The sequence below is a fragment of the Galactobacter caseinivorans genome (assembly GCF_003640665.1).
Lineage (GTDB): Bacteria > Actinomycetota > Actinomycetes > Actinomycetales > Micrococcaceae > Galactobacter > Galactobacter caseinivorans.
This window is the reverse complement of the sequence record NZ_QQXL01000003.1, coordinates 95943-122794: the sequence shown is the minus strand read 5'-3', so window position 1 is coordinate 122794 and position 26852 is coordinate 95943. Positions and strand designations below refer to the sequence as shown.

At 68.1% G+C, this 26852-nt stretch carries 19 protein-coding genes and 1 pseudogene; 4 read left to right on the top strand and 16 right to left on the bottom strand.

The annotated features are described in order from the left end of the window. Positions 1-12 precede the first annotated feature (12 nt). The 8 genes from DWQ67_RS05975 to DWQ67_RS05940 form a co-directional block, all read right to left on the bottom strand. Positions 13-3012, bottom strand: a complete 3000-nt coding sequence (locus DWQ67_RS05975; protein WP_147433634.1) for an MATE family efflux transporter — start codon at positions 3010-3012, stop codon at positions 13-15. Next, positions 3009-3980: a glycosyltransferase family 2 protein gene (locus DWQ67_RS05970; RefSeq protein ID WP_233555936.1), complete on the bottom strand. Its 972-nt coding sequence runs from the start codon at positions 3978-3980 to the stop codon at positions 3009-3011. Before DWQ67_RS05970 ends, DWQ67_RS05975 begins: the two co-directional genes overlap by 4 nt. Before the next feature lie 110 nt (positions 3981-4090). Beyond that, positions 4091-4990: a CDP-alcohol phosphatidyltransferase family protein gene (locus DWQ67_RS05965; protein WP_121484682.1), complete on the bottom strand. Its 900-nt coding sequence runs from the start codon at positions 4988-4990 to the stop codon at positions 4091-4093. A 147-nt stretch (positions 4991-5137) separates the two neighbouring features. Continuing rightward, a complete protein-coding gene (locus DWQ67_RS05960; RefSeq protein ID WP_158595386.1) occupies positions 5138-8152 on the bottom strand; it encodes a fibrinogen-like YCDxxxxGGGW domain-containing protein in 3015 nt (1004 codons plus the stop codon). Positions 8153-8298: 146 nt separating this feature from the next. Continuing rightward, positions 8299-9069 (bottom strand): hypothetical protein, encoded by a 771-nt coding sequence (locus DWQ67_RS05955; RefSeq protein WP_121484680.1) that lies wholly within the window; start codon positions 9067-9069, stop codon positions 8299-8301. After that, a complete protein-coding gene (locus DWQ67_RS05950) occupies positions 9066-9686 on the bottom strand; it encodes a glycosyltransferase (protein ID WP_121484679.1) in 621 nt (206 codons plus the stop codon). Before DWQ67_RS05950 ends, DWQ67_RS05955 begins: the two co-directional genes overlap by 4 nt. After that, on the bottom strand, positions 9683-10132 hold the full coding sequence (locus tag DWQ67_RS05945) for a glycosyltransferase family protein (RefSeq protein ID WP_121484678.1): 450 nt from the start codon (positions 10130-10132) through the stop codon (positions 9683-9685). Before DWQ67_RS05945 ends, DWQ67_RS05950 begins: the two co-directional genes overlap by 4 nt. Next, positions 10129-11775: a YveK family protein gene (locus DWQ67_RS05940; RefSeq protein ID WP_147433633.1), complete on the bottom strand. Its 1647-nt coding sequence runs from the start codon at positions 11773-11775 to the stop codon at positions 10129-10131. Before DWQ67_RS05940 ends, DWQ67_RS05945 begins: the two co-directional genes overlap by 4 nt. 32 nt (positions 11776-11807) lie before the next feature. On the opposite strand from DWQ67_RS05940, the gene DWQ67_RS05935 reads away from it, so the two are divergent. Then, positions 11808-12982 (top strand): IS3 family transposase gene (locus DWQ67_RS05935; protein ID WP_121484676.1). Its coding sequence is split into 2 segments (ribosomal slippage): positions 11808-12087 and positions 12087-12982, totalling 1176 coding nucleotides; the frame shifts between segments, so codons are not numbered across the junction. A 21-nt stretch (positions 12983-13003) separates the two neighbouring features. On the opposite strand, the gene DWQ67_RS14210 is transcribed toward DWQ67_RS05935, so the two are convergent. The 8 genes and pseudogenes from DWQ67_RS14210 to DWQ67_RS05900 all read right to left on the bottom strand — a co-directional run bounded on the left by DWQ67_RS14210 (position 13004) and on the right by DWQ67_RS05900 (position 21507). Continuing rightward, positions 13004-13135, bottom strand: a complete 132-nt coding sequence (locus DWQ67_RS14210) for a hypothetical protein (protein ID WP_267899646.1) — start codon at positions 13133-13135, stop codon at positions 13004-13006. A 107-nt stretch (positions 13136-13242) separates the two neighbouring features. After that, entirely contained in the window at positions 13243-13731 is a 489-nt protein-coding gene (locus DWQ67_RS05930; protein ID WP_121484675.1) for an adenylyltransferase/cytidyltransferase family protein, read from the bottom strand. Beyond that, complete coding sequence (locus DWQ67_RS05925) at positions 13731-14645, bottom strand: sugar transferase (RefSeq protein WP_121484674.1); 915 nt, start codon at positions 14643-14645, stop codon at positions 13731-13733. Before DWQ67_RS05925 ends, DWQ67_RS05930 begins: the two co-directional genes overlap by 1 nt. Before the next feature lie 278 nt (positions 14646-14923). After that, a complete protein-coding gene (locus DWQ67_RS05920; protein ID WP_121484673.1) occupies positions 14924-16762 on the bottom strand; it encodes an ABC-F family ATP-binding cassette domain-containing protein in 1839 nt (612 codons plus the stop codon). Between the two features lie 109 nt (positions 16763-16871). After that, positions 16872-17801, bottom strand: a complete 930-nt coding sequence (locus tag DWQ67_RS05915) for a 4-(cytidine 5'-diphospho)-2-C-methyl-D-erythritol kinase (protein ID WP_121484672.1) — start codon at positions 17799-17801, stop codon at positions 16872-16874. Positions 17802-17959: 158 nt separating this feature from the next. Next, positions 17960-18790: pseudogene (rsmA, locus tag DWQ67_RS05910) on the bottom strand (16S rRNA (adenine(1518)-N(6)/adenine(1519)-N(6))-dimethyltransferase RsmA); the annotation flags it as partial. A 331-nt stretch (positions 18791-19121) separates the two neighbouring features. Continuing rightward, the gene (locus DWQ67_RS13995; RefSeq protein WP_121484671.1) at positions 19122-20327 is read right to left on the bottom strand and encodes a resuscitation-promoting factor; all 1206 of its coding nucleotides are present in this window, start codon (positions 20325-20327) and stop codon (positions 19122-19124) included. Between the two features lie 160 nt (positions 20328-20487). After that, the gene (locus tag DWQ67_RS05900) at positions 20488-21507 is read right to left on the bottom strand and encodes a TatD family hydrolase (protein WP_121484670.1); all 1020 of its coding nucleotides are present in this window, start codon (positions 21505-21507) and stop codon (positions 20488-20490) included. 358 nt (positions 21508-21865) lie between these two features. On the opposite strand from DWQ67_RS05900, the gene DWQ67_RS05895 reads away from it, so the two are divergent. Genes DWQ67_RS05895 through DWQ67_RS05885 form a run of 3 tightly spaced genes read left to right on the top strand, consistent with a single transcriptional unit; the run spans position 21866 to position 26644 of the window. Next, the gene (locus DWQ67_RS05895) at positions 21866-22846 is read left to right on the top strand and encodes an AAA family ATPase (RefSeq protein WP_233555935.1); all 981 of its coding nucleotides are present in this window, start codon (positions 21866-21868) and stop codon (positions 22844-22846) included. A 13-nt stretch (positions 22847-22859) separates the two neighbouring features. Next, positions 22860-23984, top strand: a complete 1125-nt coding sequence (locus tag DWQ67_RS05890; RefSeq protein ID WP_158595385.1) for a DUF58 domain-containing protein — start codon at positions 22860-22862, stop codon at positions 23982-23984. Continuing rightward, on the top strand, positions 23981-26644 hold the full coding sequence (locus DWQ67_RS05885; RefSeq protein ID WP_121484668.1) for a DUF3488 and transglutaminase-like domain-containing protein: 2664 nt from the start codon (positions 23981-23983) through the stop codon (positions 26642-26644). Before DWQ67_RS05890 ends, DWQ67_RS05885 begins: the two co-directional genes overlap by 4 nt. Positions 26645-26852 lie beyond the last annotated feature (208 nt).

The window sequence follows — 26852 nt, the reverse complement described above, 5'->3', positions numbered from 1 at the left end:
ATTCTGCCATGCTCAGCGCGGTGTGCTCCCCATGTCCGTGACCCGGTCCTTGCCGCGGCCGCGCAGACGCGCCCGCACCGCATCGATCTGCGCCTGCATGCCAAACCATCCTGGACGCAGCCAGACCACGGCCGCATAGGCCCCTCCGCCCAACACCACGGTGAGGAGCAGGGCGGGCAGGGTGGCGCCCAGGCTCAGACGCAGCCCAAGGCCCACCAGGCCCACACACACCACCGATGAGGCGCCGGCACGCAACAGGGCAGCGAAGGGTGGGACAAAGCCCAGCCGAACCCAGGCCTGCGTGGTGGCTAGCCCAGCGTCCACCAGAACGGAAACCGCCCACGCGGTCACGGCTCCCCACATGCCCCACAGCGGAATCAGGGTGAGGCAACCCGCCACGGCGCACAGCAGCGCGGCGCTCTTGTTGATGAGTTGCCAGCGCGAGCGGCCAGCCATGAGCAGGACGGACTGCACGCCGCCGGCGGAGACCACAAGCATCATGGCCACGCTAATCAGGCTCATGGGGCCGGATGCCTCGGCAAAGCCCTCACCAAAGAAGCCAAGGAAGACCGGCGCAAACACCGCAAGCAGCAGGAAAAAGGGCCACGCGGCCGCCACCAGGATGCGGGTCGTGGCCGCGTAGAGCAGCTGGGCCTCGGCCATGCGCCCGCGGGCCACCGCGGCGGAGAGCAGGGGCCCGGTCACGAGCCGCGCCGTCTGATCAAGCATGCTGCCCAGGCGCACGCAGCGGTTCACCGCGCCGTACGCGCCGGCGGCGAGCGGCCCAAGAAAGAGCCCCACGAAGATCACGTCGATCCACTCCAACGCGGTCTCCACCAGCGCGGACACCCCGCGCACGCTGGAGAACGCCCAGAAACCACGGGTGGTGGTGATGTCTTCGGTGACCGGCCCGTTGGGCGCGCGCCCCATGACCTGCCCGACGCCGCCGGGCTGAGTTTGCGCGTCTGCTGGGGCCTGCTCCCGGCGGGCGATCCGCGTCCCGTTCCAGACCAAGAGGGCGGCCAGGACGGCCACCAGCGCCACGGGCAGCGCCCACGCCATGCTCAAGCGCAACAGGGAGACCCCGGCGACCAGCGCCATGGCAACTCCCGCCAGGCGCAGTAGCGGCAACACCAGGTTTTGCAGCACGGAGAAGGTGCGAATGCGTCCCAATCCCCGCAGCGCCCCGCAGAGGGAGGTCATTATGGCCCCGGGCGGGACCAGGAGCGCGGACACCACGATGGAGCGCTCCAAACCCATGCCCGGCGCCAGGCTATCCAGCCACGGAGCGGACAACACGAGGGCGCCCGCGACCAGGCTGGAGGCAACGGCCACCGGCACCAGGGCGGTTCGCAGCAGGCCCGGCACCTGATCCGCGCGGCCGGTCGCGACGGCAGCAGAGACGGCGCGGACCAGTCCGGTGTCAGAGCCAAGTGTGGTCGCCACTAGCGCGATATTAAAGAAGGCGATGACCTGGAAGAAGAGTCCGGCGGCCCCCTGACCTGCGGTGTTTCCGACCAGAAGTGACGCGGCAAAGGCCACCACGGCGCCGGTCAGGATCAAGGCAAAGGTCACCAGCGCAGTCGACGTTTTAGCCTTCGAGGGCGCGGGCGCACGGGTGGCTGGCGCCGGCGGCGCTGCCGCCGTGGGCAGCGACGCCCCTTGGGAGCCTGCGGACCCAAGACCACGCTCAACCGGACCCGCCGGGACGGGGTGAGCACGCGGCGTCGGGCCGGGGGAAAGGACTGTGCCCGTGTACTTGGAACCCCGCGGCTTGGGCGCGTCCGCGTCCCGCAGGAGCACAACGCCCATGATGACAAACACGATCATCGGCACGCCGGAGAGCGCATAGAACGGGAACAGCGTCAGCATGCCGATGAAGGAGCAATAGATCCAGATGCCCGGCACGTCGTTGACGCGCCACCCGCGCACCAGAAGTCCAATCACGAACCACGCAAAAAAGATCAAGGAGGGTATGCCAAAGCAAAAAAGCAACAGCCAGACCATGCCCTGGGTGCCAAAGGCCACGCCGACTACCGGATCAAGCTCCGGAGATCCGTGCCCCAGCCACGGCTTCTGAATCACGCGATCAAGCGTGCGCTCGTACAGCTCAAGGCGGTCCCCAGTGGAGGAGGAATACGTGAGGCGCTCCGTGATGGAGGCCAGGCCGCCGGAGGCAACAAAGGCCAGCCCCGCAGCCGCAGCCCCACTGATAATGCCCAGGGCAAGCTGCAGCCTGCCCATGAGGATCATGCGCACGGTGGCCGCCGCGGCGGTGACGCCAAGAGCCACGAGCATCCCTCGGTTGGAGGTCGCCAACGCCGGAATGGAAGAGAGGAGCAAGAAGAGGACCCACAGCGCGCGCGTCTTCCACGAGCGCAGCATGCAAACCCAGGCCACCGCCACCGGGGTGAGCATGGCGTAGGCCTGGCCCCAGGAATTGGCGTACGCGAAGGGGGCAGCTGTGCGGTGCATCGGCTTCTCCAGACCATACGGTTGCTGGGTCTCCGTGAACTGCGGCGAGGCAAGGTCGCGGATCAGCTCGTTGCTCTGCATGCTGTTGGGCAAGACCAGCCCCAGCGGGGTGGTGAGGCGCTGTTCCGGGAAGAACTGGCCAAGCAGACCCAGCCCCACCATGGTCAGCCAGGTCGCCGCCAGCGCCCCCACCACGGTCCGGCGCGGAAGCGACTCCCGCGCAGAGGCCACATAGAGGCCAATGACCGCGGCATCAAACACGTCCGCCAGGCGTAGGCCGTAACCCAACACCGAGGCAGAGGTCAGGAGCGAGCTGCCCGCGGCGAGGACCCACAGGAACAAACAGATCCAGGGACCCATCCCGGGCAGCCAGCGTGCGCCGCGACGAATCATGAGTACCAGCATGATGAAGGCGGCGACGGTGGGGGCCAGGATCAGAGCTCCCGTCACCCACCAGAGCGCCAACCCGCCCAGCAACCCCACGACCGGCCACGCGGGCAGCGGTCGAGCGGTCGCCGGAGCCACCATCATGCTCACAGGCCGTGCCCCGAACGTTGGACGATCTTCAGGAGGGTTGCGGCCGGCAGCAGCCGAGCGGCGACGACCAGAGCGGCCCAGGCGCGCAGTTGCTTGGGGTCGCGGCGCAGCGCGGAGCGGGCCCAAGCCAGCGCCGCCTTGCGCTCGCCCAAGGCGGCATGGGCGTAAGCCACCTGCCCGGCGATGCGGGCCAGCCCCACCGGATCCTGCTCAAACTCGGGGAACTTGCGCAGCAGATAGCTCAGCCCCTCTGCCATGTTGCGCCAGCCGGCGTCGAAGTAGGAGGGGCGGTCCCACAGCACCCGAATGATGGGCTCCGTGGCGCTGATGATGTCCGCCTCACGCGCCATGCGCAGCAGGAGTTCATAGTCCTCGCCGTAGCCGTGCGGAAGCTCCTCATCCACGAGCCCCACCGAACCCAACAGCGCCTGGCGCCGGTACAGCATGGCCGAGGGATGGAGTTCGTGCACACGCGAGCGCAACAGCTCCGCAAAGCGCACGCGCTCCGGGGTGGCCTTGACGATGTCCTTGCCCTCCGTGCGCACCACCACGGTCCCGCCAAAACCGACCGAATCGGGGTGGGCGTGGGCCAGCGCCACCTGGGCGGCCAGCTTGCCAGGCAGCCACGAATCGTCGTCGTCGCAGAAACCCATGAGCGGGTGGCTCGCGGCCACAATGCCGGTATTGCGCCCGCCGGCCAGCCCGCGGGTACGGGCGTTGGGCATGACCCGGAGCGAACTTCCCTCTGGCACCACCACGTCCTCGAAGGTGGGCAGCTCGGCGCGCTCGGCGGCGCCGGATGTGGCGGGGGCCGCGCCCGTGCCGGGCGCCTGGGCCCTGCGGTCAATGATGACCAACAGCTCAACGGGCCACGGCTGACCCGCGGCGTCCTTCTGGCCCAGGATGGAGTCAATGGCCTGCCGCAGCAGCTCCTTGCGCTCCCCCAGCGTGGCAATAACAACGCTCACCGGGGTGATCGGAGCCGGCGTCTGGGCAGAGTTCGGGACAGGGTTCGGGACAGGGTTCGGGACAGGGTTCGGGGCAGCGGCCTGGGCGGCGTGCTGCATGCCGGGGGTTCTCACGCCGTACCTCCTGTGGTGACGCGCAGGCCGCGCGCCTTGCGCGCGGCGGAGAGCACAAAGTACCCCGCGTTAATGACAAACAAGCCCCCGTACAGCGCCATGAACGCTACGGGGCTACCCCACAACACTAGCGACCAGCACAGCGTGCCAAAGTCCACCGGGAGCAGGACCAAGGAGCGCAGGAGGGAGCGGGAACCGCCTTGCGGCGCCTCCTGTGCAGGCGCAGCCGCTGCGGCGGGGGCCGGAAGGCCGCGGCGCAGCTGCTCGGCAAGAATCTGGCTCATGAACGTGCCGGTAGAGACCAGGCAGAAGAGCAGCGGGACCAACAGCCAAGGTTGTTCGACGCCGTGGTGGATGGCAAGTGCCACCGCGATGGCCAGGTGGATGGCTGGCGTGCGGACGGAGTCCACCACGTGATCCAGCCACTCCCCCGCCGGCGAGCCCTTTCCGGTGACCCTGGCGACCTGCCCATCGGCCGAATCCAGGGCAAAGCCCGCAGCCAAGAGAACGGCCACGATGATTCCGGTTCCCCACGTGATCGGGGCCGCGAGCAGCACAGCCAGTCCGGACGCGGACACGAGGACGGAGAGCCACGTGACAGCGTTGGGGCTCAGCCCCACCGACACGGCGGCCGCCGCGGCCAGACGGGCCACCCGGCGGTTGGGCCAGCGCATGTACGCCGGAACGCCATCGCCCGGCTTCTGGGCAGCGCCCAGCTGAGCCAGGACCTCGCCAAAGCGCGGTCGGCCGGATCCCGGCTGACCGGATGCGGGACGACCGGACGCCGGTCGCTCCGCGTGAGTCTGGGAGGATTCGCGCCGGGGCGATTCGGGCCGGGGGGATTCGGGCCGGGGGGATTCGAATCCGGAGGGGGTGCCGGAGGGGCCGGAGGTCATGCGTGCCTTTCGCTAGCACCGCGGGCCGCGTACCTGGTGGGCGGCGACCCGCGGTGTAAGTGGTGCGCGGGACCACCGGCAACTAGATGCCGATGATCCCGCGCGGAGGGGTGGGCTACCTCTGGTGGAGGCAGCCAACCGGGGAGACTAGAACAGCTTGGCGAAGCCGGTGATCTCCATATCGAAGGACACCCGCCTGGCGGAGCTGCTCTGCGGCAGCACCTGCACCGAGATGGTGTTCTTGCCCTGCTTGAACGCGGCCGGGTTCAACTGGAACTCCTCGCGGTAATCCCGCGTGAAGGTCGGCGACAGCAGCTTGGTTGCCCACTCCGCTGTCCCCACCGTGGGGTAGTTGATGCGCTTGGCCAGCTGACCGTTGACCCAGACGGCGTAGCCGTCGCCGCCCCACGTGGTGGCCCGCACAAACTTCAGCTTGCTCGGATCCGTCACGGTGATGGTGGTCTGCATCTGGAACTGCTTCTGGTTCGCGGTGGAGAGGCGGGTGCTCAGACCCAGGGTGCCCCAACCAATGGGAGTGCGACCCGAGCTCCAGCCGGAGCCAGTGACCTGGTCACCCTTCTGGAAGTCGCGACCAATTCCGCTGCGGACCGAGTACGACTGACCCGAACCCATCATGTATCGCTGCACCAGGCCGCGAGTGTTAATCGGCTCGGTGGGAACCCATTCCTTCTCAGGAACAACGGGATCCACCGGGTCAACGGGGTCCACAGGATCGACCGGGTCTACCGGGTCAACGCCGTCAATCTTGGCCGTGGCCAACACCGGGGTGGAGGCGGAGAGGTTGCCCTCTGCATCCGTGGCGCGCACAAAGTAGCGTGCCTCGCTGGTGGCGGGCAGCTCCAGCGTGCGCGTGGCAGCCGGCACGGTCGCGATGGGGCGATCGTTGCGCAGCACTTGGTAGCTGGTGGCTCCCGCCGCCGCGTCCCAGGTCAGGGTGTCCTTGCCGTCGGCACGGTTGTTGGCCAGGTTGGCCGGCGTGGCGGGCGGCTCGGTGTCCCGAGGGGCGAAGGTGGCAAAACCACCGGAGAACTGCATGCCGGAGGCTCCGCGCGATTGGCGCAGGTCTCCACCAACCCACAGCTTGCCCTTGCTATCGGAGAACATGCCCCACACGCCCTGCGTGTACGTTCCGCGGAACTTGGGCTGGAACTCCTGGACCAGCTTCTTGGAGCTCTGATCCCACGCACCAACCAGGTCAATTGCGTCGGCGTTGGAGTAGTTCGTCGGGGTCGGGTAGTCATTAGCACCCGAGTAGTTCCACTGATCACAGTGGCACGCGCCGTAGACGTTCTCGCCAGCAACCTGCAGATCCTGGAAGTCACCGCCGGACAACGTCAGGTTGGAGGAAGTCTGAGCCAGGGAGTTGGCGTCGTAGCTACGCAGGATGTGCTCGTTGGAAGCGGTCCACACCTGATCGCGGTTTTCCTCCGCGTCCCATGCCCACACGTTGCGGTTGTTGAGTCCTCCGTAGGAGGGCTTCCAGGTCCAATCCAAGACCTTGGCGCCGGCGCCGGCCTCCAGCTTGGCCAGGGCCACAGCGCGTCCGGAGCCGGGGCGCTGATCCCCGGAGAAGAAGCCGCCCGCGAAGACATAGTTGGAGCCCGGGGCACGCTTGAGGGAGTACACCTCGCCCAGGATCTCGGTGGTCCAGGACTTATCCGGCATGCCGTCAGTCACGGAGACACGGCCAGCACCGCGGCTGTACACCGAGGTGTTGTCCACGGTGAGGTGGGTGAACGCGCCACCGATGTAGAGCTGATCGCCCTCCACCGAGAGGGTGCGCACGCGGAAGCTGGAGAGACCCGAGGTGACCTTGAGCTTCCAGTTGGCATCAATCTGACCGGTGGTCGCATCAAGGACCACCAGCTTCTGTGCGTCCTGGCCGTTCACCTGCGTGAATTCGCCACCCACGGCAATGCGGTTACCCGGCAGGGCCGCAAGGGCCTTGATCTGACCGTTAAACGTGGGACGGAAATCGGTGACGAGTTCGCGGCTGTCCACGTTGAAAGCGGCCAGGTAGCTCTGCTCTACGCGGCCCTTGCCGTTGGCGTTGCGCTCGGCGTACTTGAAGTTGCCGCCCACATACATGTTCTGGCCCTGCTCAGCGAAGGCCTGCACCTCGGTGTAGTTCTCGGAGGCACCGCCATTGGCGCTGCGCGCGTCGGTGGCGCGTCCGGTGACGCCCCACACGGCGGGCTGAGAGTTGGACTGGGCCACGGCGCGCTTGCGCTTCTCGGCCGTGCCGGAGTCCGCGATGGCGGCCGCATTCTGCGAGGCCTGCGTCAGGCGCGGGCGAACGTAGACCTGGGACATGGGGATCACCTTGGCGGCGCCCTTGGTGGAGTGACTACCGGAGACGATGAAGTCAGAGGTGTTGCCCTGCCAGTCCCGCCCACCGGAGGTGCTGTTGTAGGCCCAGCCCCAGCTCCAGTTGATGCCGGGCTGCTCCTGGGTGTTCACGGCGCTCTGGCTGCCGCTCCAGAAACCGGTGCTACCAAACTGCGCACCGGTACCGCCCGAAATCTGCGAGCCGTCGATCGACGCGTTGCTCACGGGCATCTGGCTGGCAAACGCCCACGTGAAGTCGGCAGAGTTGCCGACCTTAAAACGCAGGGACTGCCAGCGGCTACCGCTGGTGTCCGTGGCGCGGCGCACGCGGTAGCCGTCTTCCATGTCCTGGGGTGCCTGGCCGCCGAGCAGTGCCTGCACCACATCGCCGGAGAGCTGCTTGGGAGCAAAACCAGCCGGGTTGTCGATGTTGGAGCGCACGTCCGCCGGGGTCCCCTGACCCGTGTAGTCATACGTCCAGCCTTCACGGCCACGGCCGATGAGGACCCAGCCGCCGCCGTCGGTGTTCATGTCGCAGTAGAACTGCTCCGGGGCGTCCATCTTCTTGGTGAGGAGCCAGTACAGCCCATCCTTGGTGGTCCTGGTGGTCTGCTTGATGTCCCAGCAGGAGGCCGCTGCGAGGGCCGAGGTGGACCCGTCGTAGTTCACGGCCTTGGGCGCATCCGCGGCTTGCGCGGGAGCTACTCCCGACGGAAGCACCAACCCCACCACGGCGAGTGTGGGCACGGCCAACGCGGCCAGCCATGCCTGTGCACGGCGCCTTCGGCGCGGTGTCTGGCTTCTAGTTTCCATCGGGTGCTGCCTTTCAGTCATGGGGAAGATCCCCCAACCCCAGATCTGTTGCTTGAGTGATGCCTACTTCTGTGACGCGCTCTTCCAAGACGAGAGAGGCATCTGGTGAGCCGGCGGGCAGTGCCCGGGCTCAAAATATCCGGGCCTTAGCAGCTCGGATCGTTGGTGAAGGAGTGACGCTCCACCACGTACCGGTCGCCCTTTTTGAGCATGTCGTAGACATGCACAGCAGTGCGGGTGCCCGGAGCGGACGCTGGATTCTCTACTGCCTTACCCACCTTGACCTCTACGGCCGAGCTGTCCAGGCAGACAAAAATCCGACTCTTTCCGTCCTTCAGATCAACGGTGCGCGGAGTGCCCTTGATGACTGGCTTCCCCGTGACGGTGCGTCCGTTGACGGCATTGTTGACGTATTCGCTTTGCAGCTCCTTCAACGCGGTTCCTGCTGCGTTGTCGTCAAACTCTGATTCGGCTTCCTTGGCGGCCCGCTTCTGGTCGCCTTGGCTCTTCTTGCTCGGCTCGCCGCTGGTTGCCGCGCCATCGAGGAAGGACGTGATGGCCTTGCTCTCTTCTGCGTGCGCCTTGCGGTAGGTCGGCGGAAGTGTTTTGGGTACGGTCTTGGCCGCGTCTCCCGTGGCCTTGACCTCGGGGGCGTCCACCTCGCCGGAGGCACCGGCGGACGGCGCTGCGGAGCCGGATTCAGAGGCCCCGGGAGTGGAAGAACCGGACGCCGCCCCGGACTCGGAGCCGCTCGGCGCAGCCGAACCGTCGGACGCGCTGGCGCCTGCCGTGGACGAGGCGCTGTCGGAGCCATTCCCCGCAGCGGCGGGGTCAGTGGATCCGGACTGGCACGCCGAGAGCGTCAGAGCGAGGCCCAGGCTGAGCGCGCCAACGAGGGTGCGGGTTGCGCCGTTCATGCGTTGCCTCCAGTTGCGGGGTGAGTGGTGCGTTGTGAGGGCGCCAGGAGAGATGTGGTGCGGCGCAGCAGCATGCCGCGGCGGCGGGGCGTGGAACGCGCCCGGTCAACGAGTTGGGCCAGGGCGTCCGTTGCCGGCTCCGGGTGAGCCTCGCGGGGCTCGCTTCTGGCCACCTCGGGGTGGGCAAGGCGCTGAGCCACCAGCTCCTGCAACGTGTCGAGGTCGCGAACCACGACGGCGTTCCCCTCGCTCTCCATAAGCGGGGTGAAGGCCAACTGGTGACCGTCCACGTGCTCACCAAGCTCGGGATCACGCGGGACCACCAACGGGATCACTCCCACCGCACGGGCGTCCAGGATGGAACCGGGCCCGCCCTGTGTGATCACCACATCCGCGCCGTCATACCAGCGCAGCAGCGTGTCGCGATCTGTGGCCTGCACGGACTCGATGCCGCCCTGGGGGGCACGGCTTGCACCGTGCTGAACCATGATCCTGAGGCCGGGATGCTGCTCTGCCAACGCCTCAGACCAGGCCACCAGGCGGTCAAAGGGGTGCATGTCGGTGCCGACGCTGATCACCAGACGGGGCCCGGACTGATCGCGGTGCTGGCCGGTCATAGCAGTGCCCCAATGTTGTTTGCTTCAGGGAAAGAACGCTTTTGGCGTTCCCATTGCACGCAGAACACATCCGAGAGCGGGTAGCAAAGCTTGGCAGTCAGCGAGGGAACCTCTACCCGGTCACAGCACTCCACGTAAGCGGTGGTGATACCCATGGCCCGCGCAATCGCGAAGAACGGCACCGCAACGCCGGCGCCGTCGGACACAATGACGTCCGGTCGCTCGGCGCGCAGCACCTGCACCGCAAGGGCCATGTTCTTGATGGCGTTGGGGATGTTGCGTGTAGTGGGCCAGTGGCTCCACACCACGCGCTCCCCCGCCAGCGCCAGCTCCGTGTCCGGCTGTTGGGCGGTGACCCAGAGCCGGTCATGCCCCTGCCACCAGCTGCGCAGGGCCAAAAGATGGGCCAGGTGCCCGCCGGGCGAGGTCACAAGAAGAATCTTCATCGCGAGGTGGCCCCCTTCCAGCCCTGGCGCTTGCCACGGTTGCTTCCCCTAGGGCGGCCGGTTTGTTCGGCGGCGGCCGACGGCGTGGGCGTGCCTTCCGGCGCGCTATCCGACTGCCGCTGCACGATCACGGTGTTCTCAGCCTGCTCCGCCTCGCCGAACCCGAGCGCCTGCATGCGCGCTTCCTCGGCGGCCTGGGCTGGGGTCAGCTGCGGGGCTGGCCGGCCAGCGCCTCGCAGGGTGCGACGCTTGGGGGCCGCGGCTCCCTGCTGCGGGGCCGCGTGACGGGCCGCGCGAGCCCGCGCTGACTCGGCCTCCGCCTCACGATCCGAAGCCCCCGTTGTGGGGTTCGCGACGCGCACTGCGGGGCCAACGGGCTCTGCAGCGGGCACGGAGGCGGCCAGGCCGCGGGGGTCCTGTTCGGGGGTGGGCAGCGGCCGGATGGGTGCGGGTTCAGTGGGAGCAGCGGGGGTGGGAGCGATTGCGGCAGGGGCGGCACCAGAGGCGGCGACGACGTTGCTGCGACGGCGCCCAGAGGAACGTGGCTTCTCAGCGAAGACAATCTCTACGCCGTAGCGCGTGTCGATGACTTGGTCCACGGCCTCAAGGAACTCGGCCACGGGGGTCTGTGCATCTGCCACCAAGACCGGCACCGCCACATCCGCGAGGCGGACAAAGCGGGACATGCCCAACTCCGGGGACACCTGGCGCAGCACCGAGGTGGTCTCCACTGCCTCTAGCAGTTGCGCGGTGGCCTGTCCGGTATCGATCACCTGTGCAGCGTCAATGACGGCCACGTCTGGGTTGCGCTGACGCTCATTCTCCACGGAGGCCATGCTCTGCAGCAGCGATTGGGCTGCCAGCGGGGAACCGGTAATGATCACAGCGGGGACACCTGGGCGGGTGCGCGCGAGCCGGTCCATGAGGCGGCGGACTCCCTCCATGTCGCCGTCCCAGTCCAGCACTTCGTGACCGCTCACGGCCGCGAGACGCCCGGCGTCGATCGCGTTCTTGGCCATGCGGTCCCGGAGCAGAACCATGGCAAAACCGGCCATGAGGCCCAAGAAGAGGCCAGCGAAGACCGCCACGACCACGGTGGGCATCCAGGAACGGGCCGAGGCCTGTGCCGGGTCAACCAGCTGCCCCGGATCCACGTTGACCTGCTGCTGCTCCGCCAGTGCCAACTCCAGCTGGGCCACGTTCTTGGCCAGCTCGGGATTGGACTTGGACTTGGCAATGAGCGCACTCAGGCGGTCCGAGCCGGCCTTCACGATGCCCTCGGCGCGTTCCTTGGTGTGATCCAGGTACGCCTGCGCCACGGCGTTAGCACGCTCGGCGGACTTGGTCCCGGAGGCCCCCTGGACGGTAAACATGAGGTTCTGGCTGCCATCCGGCGCGGCCACCTCCAGCTGACGAGACAGCTCCCCCGCGCTCGGGGACCCGCCCAGACGCTCAGAGGCCTTGTTCAGCACCACATCGGAGCTACCCGCGCGCGCCTCGGTTGACACGTTCACGGGGACGTTGGTGGTCGTGGAGAGGCCACCCGCAATGGGGTACAACTGCACGGTTGCCGTGGCCTTGGACTTGACCGGGTAGGCCATCACGGGGGTCTGCTGAAGGTTTGGTTGAGTCCAAGATTGCATAGCTGAGAGGCTGTGCTGGAAGGATGGCAGCCATGCCGAAGAATGTGTTCAGTGATGAGTTCAAGCGTGACGCTGTCGCGCTGGTCGAGTCGGGCATCCCGCAGAAGACAGTCTGTAAGGATCTTGGCGTCTCGAAGTCCGCGCTCCAAGCGTGGGTGCGCGACTCGAGGTTCCAGTCGCATGGGATGACCCCGTCGACCGATCCCGTGGAGCGGCGAGAGATGGCGCAGGCGGTGAAACGAATCCGTGAGCTTGAAATGGAGAACGAGGTCCTCCGCCGTGCAGCAGCGTATTTATCGCAGGCGCATATCACGCCCCCAAAATGATTTACCCGCTCGTCCGTGAGATGGCTGCGGCCGGCGCCCAGGTGAGGGTGCCGGTCGCGGTGGCGTGCCGGGTGCTGGGGTTCAGTGAGCAGGCCTACTACCAGTGGTTGCGGTCCCCGAAATCTGCGCGCGAGATCGAGGAAGCACACCTGATCGAGGTGCTGCGTGAACTGCATGAGGAGGACCCCGAGGGCGGGTACCGGGTGCTCGCTGATGATCTCCACGATCTCGGTTATCAGATCAGTGAGCGGCGGGTCTGGCGGCTGTGCAAGAGCGCTGGCATTCAGTCAGTGATCGTGAAGCGTAAGCGCCGCTACCCGCAGGCTGGCGAGCCGGTGGGTGATGATCTCGTGCAGAAAGACTTCACCGCCGGCGAGTTGGATGAGAAATGGCTCACTGACATCACCGAGCATTGGACGGGTGAGGGGAAGCTGTACTTGTGCGCGATCAAGGACGTCTGCTCGAACCGAATCGTGGGATACGCCATTGACCGCCGGATGAAGGCCTCGCTGGCGGTGAGAGCGCTCGAAAACGCGGTGGTGCAGCGCGGTTACCCGGAGGGCGTGATCGTGCATAGCGATAGAGGGAGTCAATTCCGAAGCCGGAAGTTTCAGAAGGCCTTGAAACGGTACCAGCTGCGGGGCTCGATGGGGCGCGTGGGTGCGTGCGGGGATAACGCGGCGATGGAATCGTTCTTCAGCCTGTTACAGAAGAACGTGCTCGACCGGAAGGCTTGGGCCACCAGGGAAGAACTTCGGCTCGCGATCGTGTCATGGATCGAGGGGAAATATCACCGCAAACGCCGCCAGCGCCGGTTGGGGAAGCTGACACCGGTCGAGTTCGAGACCATAATGAGAAGCGCCGTCGCTCTGGCGGCATAAACCCCGGACTCAACCAAACCCTCAGCAGACCCCGGCCACGGCCGTCACCACAAACACCACCAGCGCCACGATCAGCGCAAGCCGAGCGTGACGGCGCACGGACTGAAGCATCGGTCCGATGGCTGTGGTGCGGTCCTGAGCGGTCGTGGTCATCTGTGTGGGTCTTTCTGCTCGCCTTGCCTCTTCAACGTTCAAGAGGTGCGGTCGAGTCGGTGTGCAGAGGTGCTGTGCGGTTCCGGGCTAGCGCCCGCAGCCGCTGCTTAAGCGCTGGTGCCGAGGGGTACCCGGGCGGAGGATTCGATCAGGTCAAGTGCCGACCGGAGCCTGGTGGAGGAGGTTGAGGCGGTGTACGGGAAGTACTCCACGCGCACTCCCTGCTGGCCAAGACGGCGCTCCAAGTCGAGACCCTTTGGCGTGCCACGCCAGTCATCGCCCTTGAAGAACACGTCAAAACGAACGTCATCCCAGGTGAGCAGGCGGTCCACTTGGCGTTCCACGTAGACGGCGTCAACGCAACCCATGGCGGCCACGATCTGCACTCTCTCCTCCTCCGGAATGACCGGAACAATGCCCTTGGTTTCCAGGAGCACCGCGTCAGAGACCACGCCGGCGACCAGGTGGTCGCAGCGATCCGCACTGTGCTTCAGGATGTTCAGGTGGCCCACATGGAAGAGGTCAAAGGCGCCGGCGGCGTAGCCCACGGTGCCTTGGCGTTCCCGACCGCCTGCTCCTTGCAAAAGCCCGCGCATCAGTACGCGCCTCGACGAGTCGCCACGGCGCCGACGGTGCGGCCAAGCAAGGCGATATCACCGGCGACGGTCCAGCGCTGGACGTAGTGCAGATCAAGGGCGAGTGACTGATCCCAGTCCAGGTCGCTGCGTCCGCTGACCTGCCACAGACCGGTCAAGCCGGGCTTGACCTCCAGGCGGCCCAGCGCGTTGCTGTCGTAACTGGCGACCTCCTCTGGCAGTGCAGGGCGGGGGCCCACCAGCGACATCTGACCAAGGAAGACGTTCAACAGCTGGGGCAGCTCATCGATGGACGTGACGCGAAGCCACCGGCCCACCCGGGTGATCCGCGGATCATGCGTGAGCTTGAACAGCGGGCCAGCGGCCTCGTTCTGCTCCAGCAGCGCGGCGCGAATCTGATCCGCATCCTGGCGCATGCTACGGAACTTGAACATGGTGAACTGCTGACCGCGCAGGCCAACTCGGCGCTGTGTGTAGACAGGGGCGCCGGGCGTATCAAGACGCACAATCAGCGCGACCAGGAGCAGCAGCGGAGCCAGGATCAACAGGCCAAGACCGGACAACGTGATGTCCAGGCCGCGCTTGGCGATGCGCTGGGCCCAGTGGCCGGCGGCCTGGATTCCCGTGGCTTCAGGAGCCTCGGCGGCGGCGGCGGGGGCCGGCACGGTCAGCGTCTCAACCGTCAGAGTCTCAACGGTCAGCGTCTCAACGACCGGCGCATGGACCGCGGGCCGTGCTGTGACGACGGTGTGAACGGCTGCCGGGGCCTGGGTGGCGGCCGGCTCAAAAACATACGATGCAATGGCGGAGATATTCGCATTGCTCAGCGCAGAGAAGTAGCGTTCTTCAAACTGCTGGTGACTTTCAGCGGAGTGAATTTTTGCAAACTTCACCCCATCAACAAAAGTGCTCATTCTGTGTTCCCCCAATAAAGCTCTTGTATCTGCCCCTGCGCGGCAAGGGCTGACTCCAAGAAGCCATAGGGCCCCAGAGTTGGTGTGCTACCCCCCGCGCACTCGACACTGGCTCGTTGCCCCCAAGGCAACTAATACAGCGTCATACCCAAGGGTAGTCAAATATCTATCTCCGTCAACTCTGGGCACGGAGATATATCTTGAACTTTCTGAAGTTTCCTCCAAAAGCCCGTCTTAGCGCACAAAAACCCCGCTAAGACGGGTCCCACTCACGGCGGTCAGCCCTCCGTGAGTTCCGCCACGTTCATCCACTCTTCCTCAAGAGCGTCCACCTCAGCCAGGAGCTCGCGGCGCAGCTCGTCCTGCTGACGCACGGTCTCAAAATCCATGGCATCCGCGGCCGCTGCCAAGCGAGCATCGGCCTTGCTCACCTCTTGCTCCGCCTTCTTGAGGCGCCGGGTGATGCGCTGCATGTCCTTGCGGGCCTCGCGCAGCTCCGCCTCGCTTGGCCCCTCGCCAGCCGCGCTGGCACCGGCGCGTGCCCCAGAACCGCCACCGGCCGACGTCGGGCGGGAGTCACCCGCACCCACGACGCTTCCCTCGCCAGCCGCGCGGCGCTTCAAATACTCATCCACGCCGCCGGGCAGGTGGCGCAGCCGCCCACCCAGGACCGCGTACTGCTGATCCGTGACGCGCTCAAGGAAGTAGCGATCGTGGGAGACCACAATCAGCGTCCCTGGCCACGAATCCAACAGATCCTCCATGGCCGCCAGCATGTCGGTATCCAGATCATTGGTCGGCTCATCCAGGATCAGCACATTGGGCTGCTCCAGCAGGATGAGCAGCAGCTGCAGGCGCCGCTGCTGCCCACCGGAGAGATCCTTGACCGGCGTGGAGAGCTGCGCAGAGGAGAAGCCAAGCTTCTCCAGCAACTGACCGGGCGTCAGGTCCTGCGACTTGGACCCGCCGCCAAAGGTGTAAGAGGTGCGCAGGCCGGCCAGGACCACGCGCACCGGGTCCTTCATATGCTTCTCCAGCTCATCCATGCGCTGCGTCAGCGTGGCCACCTTCACGGTGCTGCCGCGCTTGACCACGCCCGTGGTGGGCTGCAACTCGCCAGAGACAAGCGACAACAGAGTGGACTTGCCCGCACCGTTGGGGCCAAGGATGCCGGTGCGCTCCCCCGGAGCAAGGCGCCACTCCACCTTGTTCAGCACCTTCTTCTCGCCGTAGCTCACGCCGGCGTCAATCAGGTCCACCACGTCCTTGCCCAGGCGTGCCACGGAGAGGGACTGCAAGGAGACCTTGTTGCGAATCTCCGGGACGTCCGCGATGAGCTCGTTGGCTGCGTCGATGCGGAACTTGGGCTTGGAGGTGCGTGCCGGGGCCCCGCGGCGCAGCCACGCCAGCTCCTTGCGGGCCAGGTTCAGGCGCCGCGCCTCAGAGGAGGCCGCCTGACGATCGCGCTCCACGCGCTGAAGGATGTACGCCGCGTATCCGCCCTCAAAGGACTCCACCAGCCGGTCGTGCACCTCCCACGTGACGGTGCAGACCTCGTCAAGGAACCAGCGATCGTGGGTCACGACCATGAGCCCGCCGGAAGCGGGGCTCCAGCGGCGCTTCAGGTGCTGGGCCAGCCAGGTGATGGCCTCAACGTCCAGGTGGTTGGTGGGCTCATCCAGGGCCAGCACGTCCCAGTCACCGGTCAGCAGCGCTGCCAGGGCCACACGGCGGCGCTGGCCACCGGAGAGATCCGCCACCGGCGCGTCCCAGTCCAGGTCGGAGAGCAGCCCGGAGATCACGTCGCGGACCTTGGGGTCCCCGGCCCATTCGTACTCCTCGCGGCCGCCCACCACGGTGTCGCCGACGGTGCGCGCATCCTCCAGGGTGTCCCCCTGATCCAGCACGCCGACCGTAACGCCGCCGCGCACGGTGACGCGGCCGCCGTTGGGCTCGCGCAGGCCGGATAGCATGCCCATGAGCGAGGACTTGCCGTCGCCGTTGCGGCCCACAATGCCAATGCGGTCGCCCTCGTTCACGCCCAAGGAGACGGAGTCAAAAACGACTTTGGTGGGGTATTCAAGATGCAGGGACTCGGCCCCAAGAAGATGTGCCATATCCCCTCAAGACTAGGGCAGGTGCGGGCCCGCCCACGACTCGGTTGCCGCGTGAGGACACGCACGCTGGCAAAGCACCTGCCCGACGGCGTGTGGCCGGGTGCGCGGTTCAGCGCAGCAGGCGGGCGCCCTGTGACGGCCCCTGGGCCGGGATGGCCCGGACCTCCAGCTCGTCGCTCAGTTGGGTCGCGATGCGTTTGGCCTCGCGGCCGTCGCGAGCCAGGACGGCCACGGTGGGGCCGGATCCGGAGACGAGGCTTGCCAGCGCACCGGCGTGCTTGGCGGCCTCAAAGACCTGTTCCAGCTCCGGCGCCAGGTGCACCGCTGCCGCCTGCAGATCGTTGCGAAGATGCGGCGCCACGGTTTCTGGGTCGCCGTCGCGCAGCGCGGTGACCAGCTCCGGATCGATGCCGATTCCCTCCGCCTCGCCCCGTGACGCGCTGGCACGCAACTCATCCAGGACCCCGTACACGCGCGGCGTGGAGAGGCCATAGCTGGCGGGGATCAGGACCCAGTGGCTTGGCTCCACGTGCAGGAGCGGGGAGAGCTCGTCCCCCACACCGAGACCCACGGCGGCCCCACCCGTCATGGAGAAGGGCACGTCCGCACCCAGGCGGGCACCCAGGCGCATCAGCTCGCCGCGGGAAAGTCCAAGGCCCCACAGCGCATCGCACGCCACAAGCGCGGCCGCAGCGTCCGCGGAACCACCGCCCATGCCGCCGGCCACCGGGACGTGCTTGGCAATGCTCAGGCGCACACCGCCCTCGTGCCCCGTGTACTCACACAGGAGCCGGGCCGCCTTGACGGCCAAGTTGTCCTCACCGGTCGGGACCTCGTCGGGTTCAAGGATGATCGTGGAGGCCTCGCTCATCTCCGCGTAGGCGGTGCCTGCCTCGGCGGGATAGGCGGTGACTAGTTCCTGCAGGTCGAGTGCCAGGTACAGGCTGGCCACGTCGTGGTAGCCGTCCTCACGCAGCGGACCCACCTGAAAGGCCACGTTGATCTTGCCCGGAGCGGCGGCGGTCGCGAAGTCCCTCACGACGTGGCCCCCCAGCGGAGCCCGTCGGGAGAGTGTGGTGCGTCAGTGATGGGGGGTGCGTCGATGGCGTTCGGCGCGTCCGAGGGGTCAAGCATCTCGCGCACGTCTGGCGCCTTGCGCGCGTCCGGCTGGCCGGCCACGTGCCCGGCCGCCTGCGCCGCCGCTGCGATGGCGGCAAACTCCTTGATACCGAGGGACTCCCCGCGCGCCTGCGGATCAACTCCGGCGGCCCGCAGGAACTCCTCGGCGGCCACCCCGCCACCGGCCCACCCGGAGAGGGCGGCGCGCAGGGTCTTGCGTCGCTGGGCAAAGGCGGCGTCGATCACCCGGAAGACGTCCACGCGCGCCACGTCCTGGCGCGGGGGCTCGTGCCGGGTGAACGCGACCAGACCGGAGTGGATCTTGGGTGCCGGCCAAAAGACGTTCTTGCCGATCACGCCCGCCTTGCGGGCATGGGCGTACCAGGCGGTCTTGACGCTCGGCACGCCGTACGTGCGCGAGCCGGGCCCCTCCACCAGCCGGTCCGCGACCTCATCCTGCACCATCACCAGACCGTGTTCCAGGCTCGGGACGGTGGCGAGCAGGTGCAGCAGCACCGGAACGGCCACGTTGTACGGCAGGTTGGCCACCAGAGCGGTGGGCTCACCCGCCACCTGGGTTACCCGCAACGCATCTGCGTGAATCAGGGTGAGATCCTCCTGCCGGCCCGGGCGCCACTGCGCCACCGTGGCGGGCAGACGCTGCGCCAGCGCCTCCTCGATCTCAATCGCCGTGACGTGGCGCGCCGCGTCGATGAGCCCAAGGGTCAGCGACCCAAGGCCAGGGCCCACCTCCAGCACGTGCTCGCTCGGGTCAATCCCGGCGGCCGCGACGATCCGGCGAATGGTATTGCCATCAATCACAAAGTTTTGACCGCGCGTCTTGGTGGGCCGGATGTCCAGCTCCTCCGCCAACTTGCGGATGTCCACGGCGCCAAAGAGCGGGCTCACCGTGGCCTCAGCGGAGGCGGCGGTCGGTGCGGAGCCCCCAGCGGAGTCCGGCTCGGAAGGAACCGAGGGCACCGAGGTGGCTGCGGTGCCTGCTGCGGCTGCGGGCTCTGTGGGAGGAGTCGACTGCGGATTCACCCGGTCAGTCTACTGGGGTCCCCCGGCCGGGCCGCGCGGGGCCGCTTGCCCGACGGCGCATGGCCACCGGGCGCGCACTGTCACCGGGCGCGCGCTGTCACCGGGCGCGCACTGTCACCGGGCGCGCCGCGCCCCCAACGCGACGACGCCGCCCCGGTGAGGGAGCGGCGTCGGGCAGTGAAGCGGTTGTCAGGGTTTAGCGCAGGCCCAGCTTGCTGGTGCACGCGGGCCACTGGCCCCAGCCCGCACGCTTTTGCAGCTTGCTGGCCACGGCCACCTGCTCAGAGGCGCTGGCCTGGTGCGGGAACGCGGCGTACTTGCCGCCGCCCATGGCGTCCCAGGTGGACTTGGTGAACTGCAGGCCACCGTAGTAACCGTTGCCGGTGTTGATGCCCCAGTTGCCGCCGGACTCGCACTTGGCGAGCTTGGACCACACGCCGGACACGCCGCCGGTGGAGGTGGTGCCGCCGGAAGAATCCTCTGCGGAGGAGCCGCCCTTGTCCTTCTTCGCCTTGGATTCCTTCTCCTTGGCTTCCTTCTTTGCCTCCGCAGCGGCTTCCTTCTTGGTCTTGGTCCCGACGGAGACCACCTCAGCCACCGGCTTCTTGGTGGTCTTGGCTGAGCTCTTCTTGCGGCCAAGCTCCTCGCCGTTGCGGTACCGCACCTCGTAGACGATCTCTTCCGAGCCGTCCTTGCCCTTGGTGGTGGTCTTCTTCTCTCCCACCACCAGATCGTCGTCCTCGATCTCCTGGGTCAGGTGCTTCAGGGAGCGCTTCTCTGTGACCTTCTTGGTGGAGATGTTGGCCCATTCCACCTCCATGCCGTCCGTGATCACGGTGTTGCCCGCGGGGCTGATCGTGTCATCAGAGTCAGCCGTGACGCCCTGTTCCTTCAGGAACCCGGCCACGTCAAGGGCGGTGGTGGTCTGCGTGCTGGTCTTGCCCGCACGGTTGAGCGTCACGCTCTTGGGCGTGGTGACGGAGAGCGGGCTGGCGGAGGAGGCCAGCTGAATGTTCTCTCCGAGGGAGAGCTTGCTCTGCTCTGACAGGCCCAGCTGATCAGCCAGGTCACCCGCGGTCTGCGCGGTGGTCTGGACCGTGCGAGGGGTGCCATCCACCACCACGGTGACGTCCCTGGCCAGGCGAACGTTGACGGTGGAGCCGTCAGCGATGGAGTCATCAAGGCCCGGCGAGACCTGGTCGTGGCCATCCACTTCGAGGCCAGCGGCCCGGAGAGCGTCATGCACCGTGGAGCCGAACGTCTGCACCGAGCGGGACTCCCCGTCCACGCTGAGCTGAACGGTCTTATCGCTGCTCACAAAAGCCGCGGTTCCTACGACCAGTGCACTCAAAGTAATGCCCTGGGCGCCCATCACGAGCCATCGTTTGCCGCGCTTATCCACGTGTGTCCTACCGTCGGAATCGATTGGGCGCAGTGCAATCCGCAAGCCCAAGGAGTGACTCAACCGTAACCTTTCCGTGACCTTGGGGCAAGAGAAGGTGACGGTGAAACAGCACACGCCGGCACGGGAGGGCCCCGATCAGCGCCGAAAGGAGCCGGCGTCAGCGCCGAAAAGAGCCGTAGACGTCCGCGGTATTGGCTCGCAGGGCGCGGCAGAAACCTTTCACGTCCACGCCGAGCGTCTCGGCGAGCGCCCGGACGGCGAGCGGGATAAGGTACGGCGCATTGGGGCGCCCACGGTAGGGCATGGCGGTCAGGAAGGGCGCGTCCGTTTCCACCAGGAGGCGCTCCGGGCCCACCAGCGCCAGGGCTTGGCGCAGCTCGTCGTTGTTCTTGAAGGTCGCGGTGCCACCAAAGGAGAGGTACCAGCCCTTCTCCCGCGCCACCCGGGCCATGTCCAGACCGCCGGAGAAGCAGTGGAAGACCACGGTCCCACCGAAGCGCTCCTCCTCGAGGATGCGCATGACGTCCTCATGCGCGTCCCGGTCGTGAATCTGCACGGCCAGGTGGTGCTTGGCTGCGATGGAGAGGTGGCGGCGGAAGGAGTCGTGTTGCGCGGCGCGGCCGCCCTCCCCCGTGCGGAAGTAGTCCAGCCCCGTCTCACCGATGGCGCGCACACGTGGGTGGGAGGCCAAGCGCGAGATCACGTCCAGTTCCGCCTCCAACGTGCCGCGCTCCGCGGCCACAGCCGCGTCGTTGGGGTGCAGGGCCACGGCGGCGAGGACGCGCTCATCGGCCTCCGCGGCCTCCACGGCCCATCGCGAGGATTCGGCGTCGCAGCCCACCTGCACCACGGCCTCCACGCCCACGGCGGCCGCGGCGTCAAGCGCGTCGCTCAGCGACACCTGAACCACGCCGTCGCGAAAGTCCAGGTGCGTGTGGTTATCCACGACGGGGAACGGCAGCGGCTCCGGGGCGGGCGGGTATTCCAGGCGGCGCTTGCGCCCGTCCCCTGCCTTGGTGGAGCGGCGGACGTGCTCGCCGGCTGCGCCAGACGGCCCTTCCCCGGCCTGCCCGTCCCCTGACTGCCCGTCCTCTGGGTGCGCCTGCGCTGCTGGTGCGACGCGCGGAAGGTAGGCGGGAGGGGTCTGACCGGGCACTGCGGCGGGAGAGAACGGCATGGCTTCCAGGGTAATGGGAGCGGGCCGGGCACGCAGAAGGGGCGTCGCATGCGCAATGCATCCGACGCCCCTTGGGTCCGCTGGAGCGTGCCTTCATGACACCTATCACCGGAACTGGTTCTCGCCCGCCCTCTGAGGCCGAGCTGAGGCGGCCCCGTGCTGGCGGCCGACCTGTCCAGCTTGGTGCCCACAAGCAAAAGTGTCAACGTTTGGTCTCGGGGCCGGGAGCCAGGTCACAACTGAGTTCACGAAGCGTCTTAGTGGGTCCCCAAAGTGCTCCGCATGCTAGCGCTCACATGCGCCCGCCCACTGGGGTACGGTGATTCTGCTCACGCCTGCCGCGCTTCAAGGAGTCACCTTGTCCTTCACCCTTCTGGACGTCCAGTCTGCCTCCCAGGCGCTCGAGGAATCGCTGGCCACCGTGGTGGACGGACACTCGCAGGTTTGCCACCGGATGGTGACCGTGTTGCTGGCAGGCGGCCACGTCCTCTTGGAGGACGTCCCGGGCGTGGGGAAGACGGTGTTGGCCAAGAGCCTGGCGCGCGCGGTGGACGGCACGGTGAATCGGATCCAGTTCACCCCGGACCTGCTGCCCTCCGACGTGACCGGCGTACAGATTTTTGATCGCCAGAGTAAGGACCTGCGCTTCCATGAGGGCCCGGTCTTTGCCAACGTGGTGATCGCGGACGAGATCAACCGGGCCCCGGCCAAGACGCAGTCCGCCCTGCTAGAGGCCATGGAAGAGCGCCAGGTCAGCACGGACGGCACCACCTACCCCCTCCCCACCCCGTTCATGGTGGTGGCCACACAGAACCCTTGGGATCTGGATGGGACCTACCCCCTCCCCGAGGCTCAGCGGGATCGTTTTATGGTGCGCCTCTCCCCCGGATATCCGGACGCGGAGGCAGAGGCCCGCATGCTGACACGGCACCGGGTCTCTGACCCGCTGGACGTGCTGCGCCCCGTGGCAGATGCGGCCACGATTGCGCACCTGCAGGGCCTGGTCACCGAGGTGCACGTGGCCGAGGAGGTCACCGATTTCTTGGTTCGCCTTGGACGCGCCACGCGTGAGCACCCGGAGATTCGCCTCGGGGTTTCCCCCCGCGCGCTGCTGCAGTGGATGCGCATGGCTCAGGCGGAGGCGGCCAGTACGGGCCGCGACTATGTGACGCCAAGCGACATTGTGGATGTGGCGCAGGCCGTGGCCGGGCACCGCGTGGTGCTTCACGTGCCGGACGACGCTCGGGGCACCGCGGCAGCCACCATCATCGAGGCGGTCCTCGCCTCGGTCCCCGCGCCCAGTCCCAGCGGACGCGGCGCCTTGGCCGGTCGCCGCTAGCCCGGGCCTGCGCGTGCGCGTCCCCCGCCCCACTCTGCGGGCCGTCCTCCTTGTCTTGCTTGGTGCCGCCCTCCTGGCGGCGGCGAGCTTCCTTGGACGCCCCGAGCTGGCCGCCTTTGGGGGCCTGCTCATCGCGCTGCCGCTGGCGGCGTGGCTGCTTGGTTGGTGGTGGGTGCGCCCCCGCGGGCCCCAGCAGGTGCGGGTCCAGCGGCGCCTGAATGAGACCCCGGAGGTGGGGGGCCAGTCCTTGGTGCGCCTCACGGTGGAGGGACATGACCCCGGCCCCGGGCGCGAGCTGTTGCGTGGGTTCCAGCCTCAGCACGCCACAAGCCGCGGCGACGAGCCCGTGACCTACCTGGCCCGTTTCCCGTTGCGCGGCGGCTACCGCCTTGGCCCCTTCCTCAGCATCAGGACCGACCCCTTGGGGCTGGTGCTGCGAACCCAGCCGCAGGACCCTGGGCACGAGCTCACCGTGGCCCTGCCGCCCTCCACCCAGGTCTCCGATGGCGACTGGGAGGAGCTGCTTCCCTCGCGGACCCAGAAGGGTTCCGAGGCGGATACGCTGACGCGCCCCTACCAGGAGGGTGATCCCTACCGGCGCATCCACTGGCCGGTGTCCGCGCGGCAGGGGCGCATGATGGTGCGCCCGGACGCCGAGGATCACGACGGCGTGCCCGCCGTGATGCTGGATCGCCAGAGCGCACACTACGGCGGAGCGCCCACCTGGGTGCATGAGCCGGGCGGCGGACGGACCGCCTCCACTGCCTCCTACGACGCGGCGCTACGCACGGCGGCCGCGGCAGCCACGGTGTTGCGCAAGGGCACCCCCGGCGCGGACATCGCGGCCTTCCCTGCGTGGACGCAGGGGCGTCTGGACACCCTGCTGGCCAGCTCGGTTCCCTCCCCCTCCACGGCGCAGCCCACTCTGGGCGCGGGCCTTGGCAGCCTGGTCATCATCACTGGCATCCCTGGGGACGCTGCGGCCACCTGGCCGGGACGGCACTCCCGCAGGCGGGTCACTGTTCTGATGCATGGGCCCGACGACGCTGCCCCGCCTTCCGCGGTCCTCGCGGCGTGGGAGCGGGCCGGCTGGACCTGGCGAACGCTCAGCGCACACACCCTGGCGGGTGCCTCGTGAGCGCCACCCTGATGGGCTCACCCGGGCAGCGCCCGCCCGTGGAGGACGAGCCGGGCCGACGCTCGGGCGGGGCCTACGCCGACGCGACAGCGGGCAAGCGAACCAAGCGGGCGGGCCTGGATCACCCCAGTCCCGTTCGCATCTCCAGCCCGCGCAGAGAGTTCGGCGAGCAGCTGGTGCTGCTGGTGATCGTGCTGCTGGCGGTCCTGCCCGTGCTTGGGCTGCTGGTGGACGGGGGCACCTGGTACGCGCCGCTCTTTGTTAACGCGGCCGCGGTGGCTCTGGTGGGATCCCTCTCCCGCATCGTGACCCGCCGCTCGTGGCCTGGTTGGGTGCTGCAACCGCTGGTGGTGGCGTCCACGACGCAGATGATTGCCGTCCCGGCGACCCAACGCTGGGGGCCATTGCCCGGTCCGGAGACGCTTGCGGGCCTGCGGGACGCGACCCAGAACCTGGCCTCCGCGCTCGCCAACGACGTGGCCCCCATCCAACCGGTCACGGAGGTGACCGCGTTCTCCGCGGCCTGCGTGGGGCTCCTGGTGTGGGTCCTTGACATGCTCTGCCGGGGCCGCCTCCGTGCCCCAGCGCTGGGGATTCCCCTGGTCCTTGCCCCCGCCGTTGCGTCATCCTTCAGCATCGAAAACCCCCTCGGCACGGTGGTCTTGGCGTGCGTCGGAGCCGCCGTCGTGGCGCTCCTTCTGCTCCCGCGCCGCCCACTACCGGCCCCGGTGACGCGGGGCAGCGAGGCCGGCACGCGGCGTCGGGCCTCTCTGCAGGCCGTCCGCGCCCTCGCAGCCACCGTCACCGTGGCGGCCGCCGCCGTGGCAGCTGCTGCCGCGCCGGCGCTCGTGGTCCCGGAACCGGAACGCGGCCAGTTCCCCGTGGGCTCGCGCTGGATCACCCCCGGTTCCTTCATGGGCGTGGACCCACTCCTTGACCTGAGCCGCGACCTGCGCAGCCCCCTCAGCCGCACCGTGCTGCGCTACAGCGCGCCGGCCGACTCGTCTGTGTACCTGCGCACCAACACGATCAGCGACCTGCTCGCGGCGCAGTGGCGCCCCTCAGAGGAGGGGTTCACGCCCTACCAAGCCGGGGACACGCTCGCCGCAGAACCGTGGGGCACCAACCAGGCGAATGCAGCAGACGGCGCGGGGAGCCCCAGCGGTGCGCCCGCACACGCGCCGACCGCACAGGAAATGGTGGGCACCGGGTACCCCAGCTGGGTCCTGAACGGCGGGGAGGCGGACAGCTGGACCGGAGAATCCACGAACCCGAACACCACGGAGGCCCAACGCAAGCCGGGCGCCGCGGTGGGGATCGACGCCGTGGGCTACGCCTCCCCCTGGGTGGCTCTGCCGCAGGACACCACCAAGGTGACGGGCCTGGACGGGTCTTTTGCGCAGCAACTGAGCACCGGCACCCTGCGCCAGCGCGCCAACCAGACCGTGGAGGGTGGCAGGTACACGGCCCAGCTTCTGCAGCCGCCCAGCTCCCAGCAGCTCAGTTCCTCCCCGTCCCTGAAGGACGTTGCCCAGGAAGGCCTCGACACCAACGGCGAAATCGCCGATCCGGCATCCGGGGCGCGGATTGACTCCGCCGATCCCCTGAAGGCGGATCAGGACCGGATCCCGGAGCCGGTGCGGACACTGGCGCAGCGAGTCGTCAAGGATGCCGGGGCACAAAACCGCCCGGACCGCATCGCCGCCGCACTGCGGGATCACCTCACCTCGGCCCAATACAGCTACTCCGAGCAGGCCCCGGTCTCCTCCAACGGGCGTTCCGGCGGCCTGGACATGGTGCAGCGCTTCCTGGAGACCAAGTCAGGCTATTGCGTGCACTTTGCCTCCACCATGGTGCTCATGGCTCGTTCCGAGGGCATCCCGGCCCGGCTTGCCCTGGGATACTCCCCCGGCACATCCAGCAAGCAGGCCGGGAACGTGGCAGGGGTGGAGGGGACCACCTTTGACGTGAACTCGCGCAACGCCCACGCCTGGGCGGAGCTGTACTTCGTCAACGTGGGCTGGGTGGCCTTTGACCCCACCCCCGGCCGCGCCGGAACCACCTCCGACGCCCTGGTGGAATCACCGGGGGCCAGCAGCAGCTCGGCGGCGCCGAGCACCTCCGCCAGCGCCACCCCCTCCAGCGCCGCGGCGGACCCCACCCGCACCACGCGCGATGCGGCTTCCTCGGCCGCCGACGCCACCTCCACTAGCGGCAACGCCCAGGCCGGATCCTCCCCTGCCGCAGCGCAGGCCCCGCCATGGCTGTGGCCCACAGTGGGGGCCGTCCTGGCCGCGGCCCTGCTGCTCGGTGGCGCGTGGGGCGCACGCTCCGCGCTGGCCTCGCGCCGCACCGCCACCATTGGCGCCGGCGGCCCAGGGGCCGCCGAGCTGGCCTGGCGCCAGGCCGCCCGCGCCGCAAGGCACGGCTCCTCCGCCTGGACGCGGCCCTCCCCGGAGGCCGCCGCCGCGTGGTTCCCGGACGGTGAGGCGCACGACGCCGCGCAGAGGCTCGCAAGCGCCGTCGACCGGGACCGCTACGGGCCGAGTTCGGGACGCGCCGGTGCCGCGCCGGAGACCGACCGCGCCGCGGGTGAGCGGCTGCTATCGGACCTGGACGTGCTCCGGGCCGCCGCGGAACAGCGCAAGCGCAAGCACTGACTCCGGCGGATGGGGCTGCAGCCCGGGCTGCGGCGGGGCACCGGCGGGGCACCGGCGGGGCACCGGCGGGGCACCGGCGGGGCTGGATAGGGGCACAGTGTTAGCCAAAGGTCACGGTTGCATCACGGCTTTCATCGCCCCATACTCAGAGAATCACTCGCGTTTTTTCGCCGGGTTCACGCCCGTCGCCCTGCACCCAGGAGCCCCT

What these genes read in the sequence shown, in the direction of transcription:
- DWQ67_RS05920 (WP_121484673.1), bottom strand. Translation starts at nt 16,762, where the DNA reads ATGGCACATCTTCTTGGGGCCGAGTCCCTGCATCTTGAATACCCCACC.
- DWQ67_RS05940 (WP_147433633.1), bottom strand. Translation starts at nt 11,775, where the DNA reads ATGCAATCTTGGACTCAACCAAACCTTCAGCAGACCCCCGTGATGGCC.
- DWQ67_RS05930 (WP_121484675.1), bottom strand. Translation starts at nt 13,731, where the DNA reads ATGCGCGGGCTTTTGCAAGGAGCAGGCGGTCGGGAACGCCAAGGCACC.
- DWQ67_RS05950 (WP_121484679.1), bottom strand. Translation starts at nt 9,686, where the DNA reads ATGACCGGCCAGCACCGCGATCAGTCCGGGCCCCGTCTGGTGATCAGC.
- DWQ67_RS05955 (WP_121484680.1), bottom strand. Translation starts at nt 9,069, where the DNA reads ATGAACGGCGCAACCCGCACCCTCGTTGGCGCGCTCAGCCTGGGCCTC.
- DWQ67_RS05925 (WP_121484674.1), bottom strand. Translation starts at nt 14,645, where the DNA reads ATGAGCACTTTTGTTGATGGGGTGAAGTTTGCAAAAATTCACTCCGCT.
- DWQ67_RS05960 (WP_158595386.1), bottom strand. Translation starts at nt 8,152, where the DNA reads ATGGAAACTAGAAGCCAGACACCGCGCCGAAGGCGCCGTGCACAGGCA.
- DWQ67_RS14210 (WP_267899646.1), bottom strand. Translation starts at nt 13,135, where the DNA reads ATGACCACGACCGCTCAGGACCGCACCACAGCCATCGGACCGATGCTT.
- DWQ67_RS05945 (WP_121484678.1), bottom strand. Translation starts at nt 10,132, where the DNA reads ATGAAGATTCTTCTTGTGACCTCGCCCGGCGGGCACCTGGCCCATCTT.
- DWQ67_RS05965 (WP_121484682.1), bottom strand. Translation starts at nt 4,990, where the DNA reads ATGACCTCCGGCCCCTCCGGCACCCCCTCCGGATTCGAATCCCCCCGG.
- DWQ67_RS05900 (WP_121484670.1), bottom strand. Translation starts at nt 21,507, where the DNA reads ATGCCGTTCTCTCCCGCCGCAGTGCCCGGTCAGACCCCTCCCGCCTAC.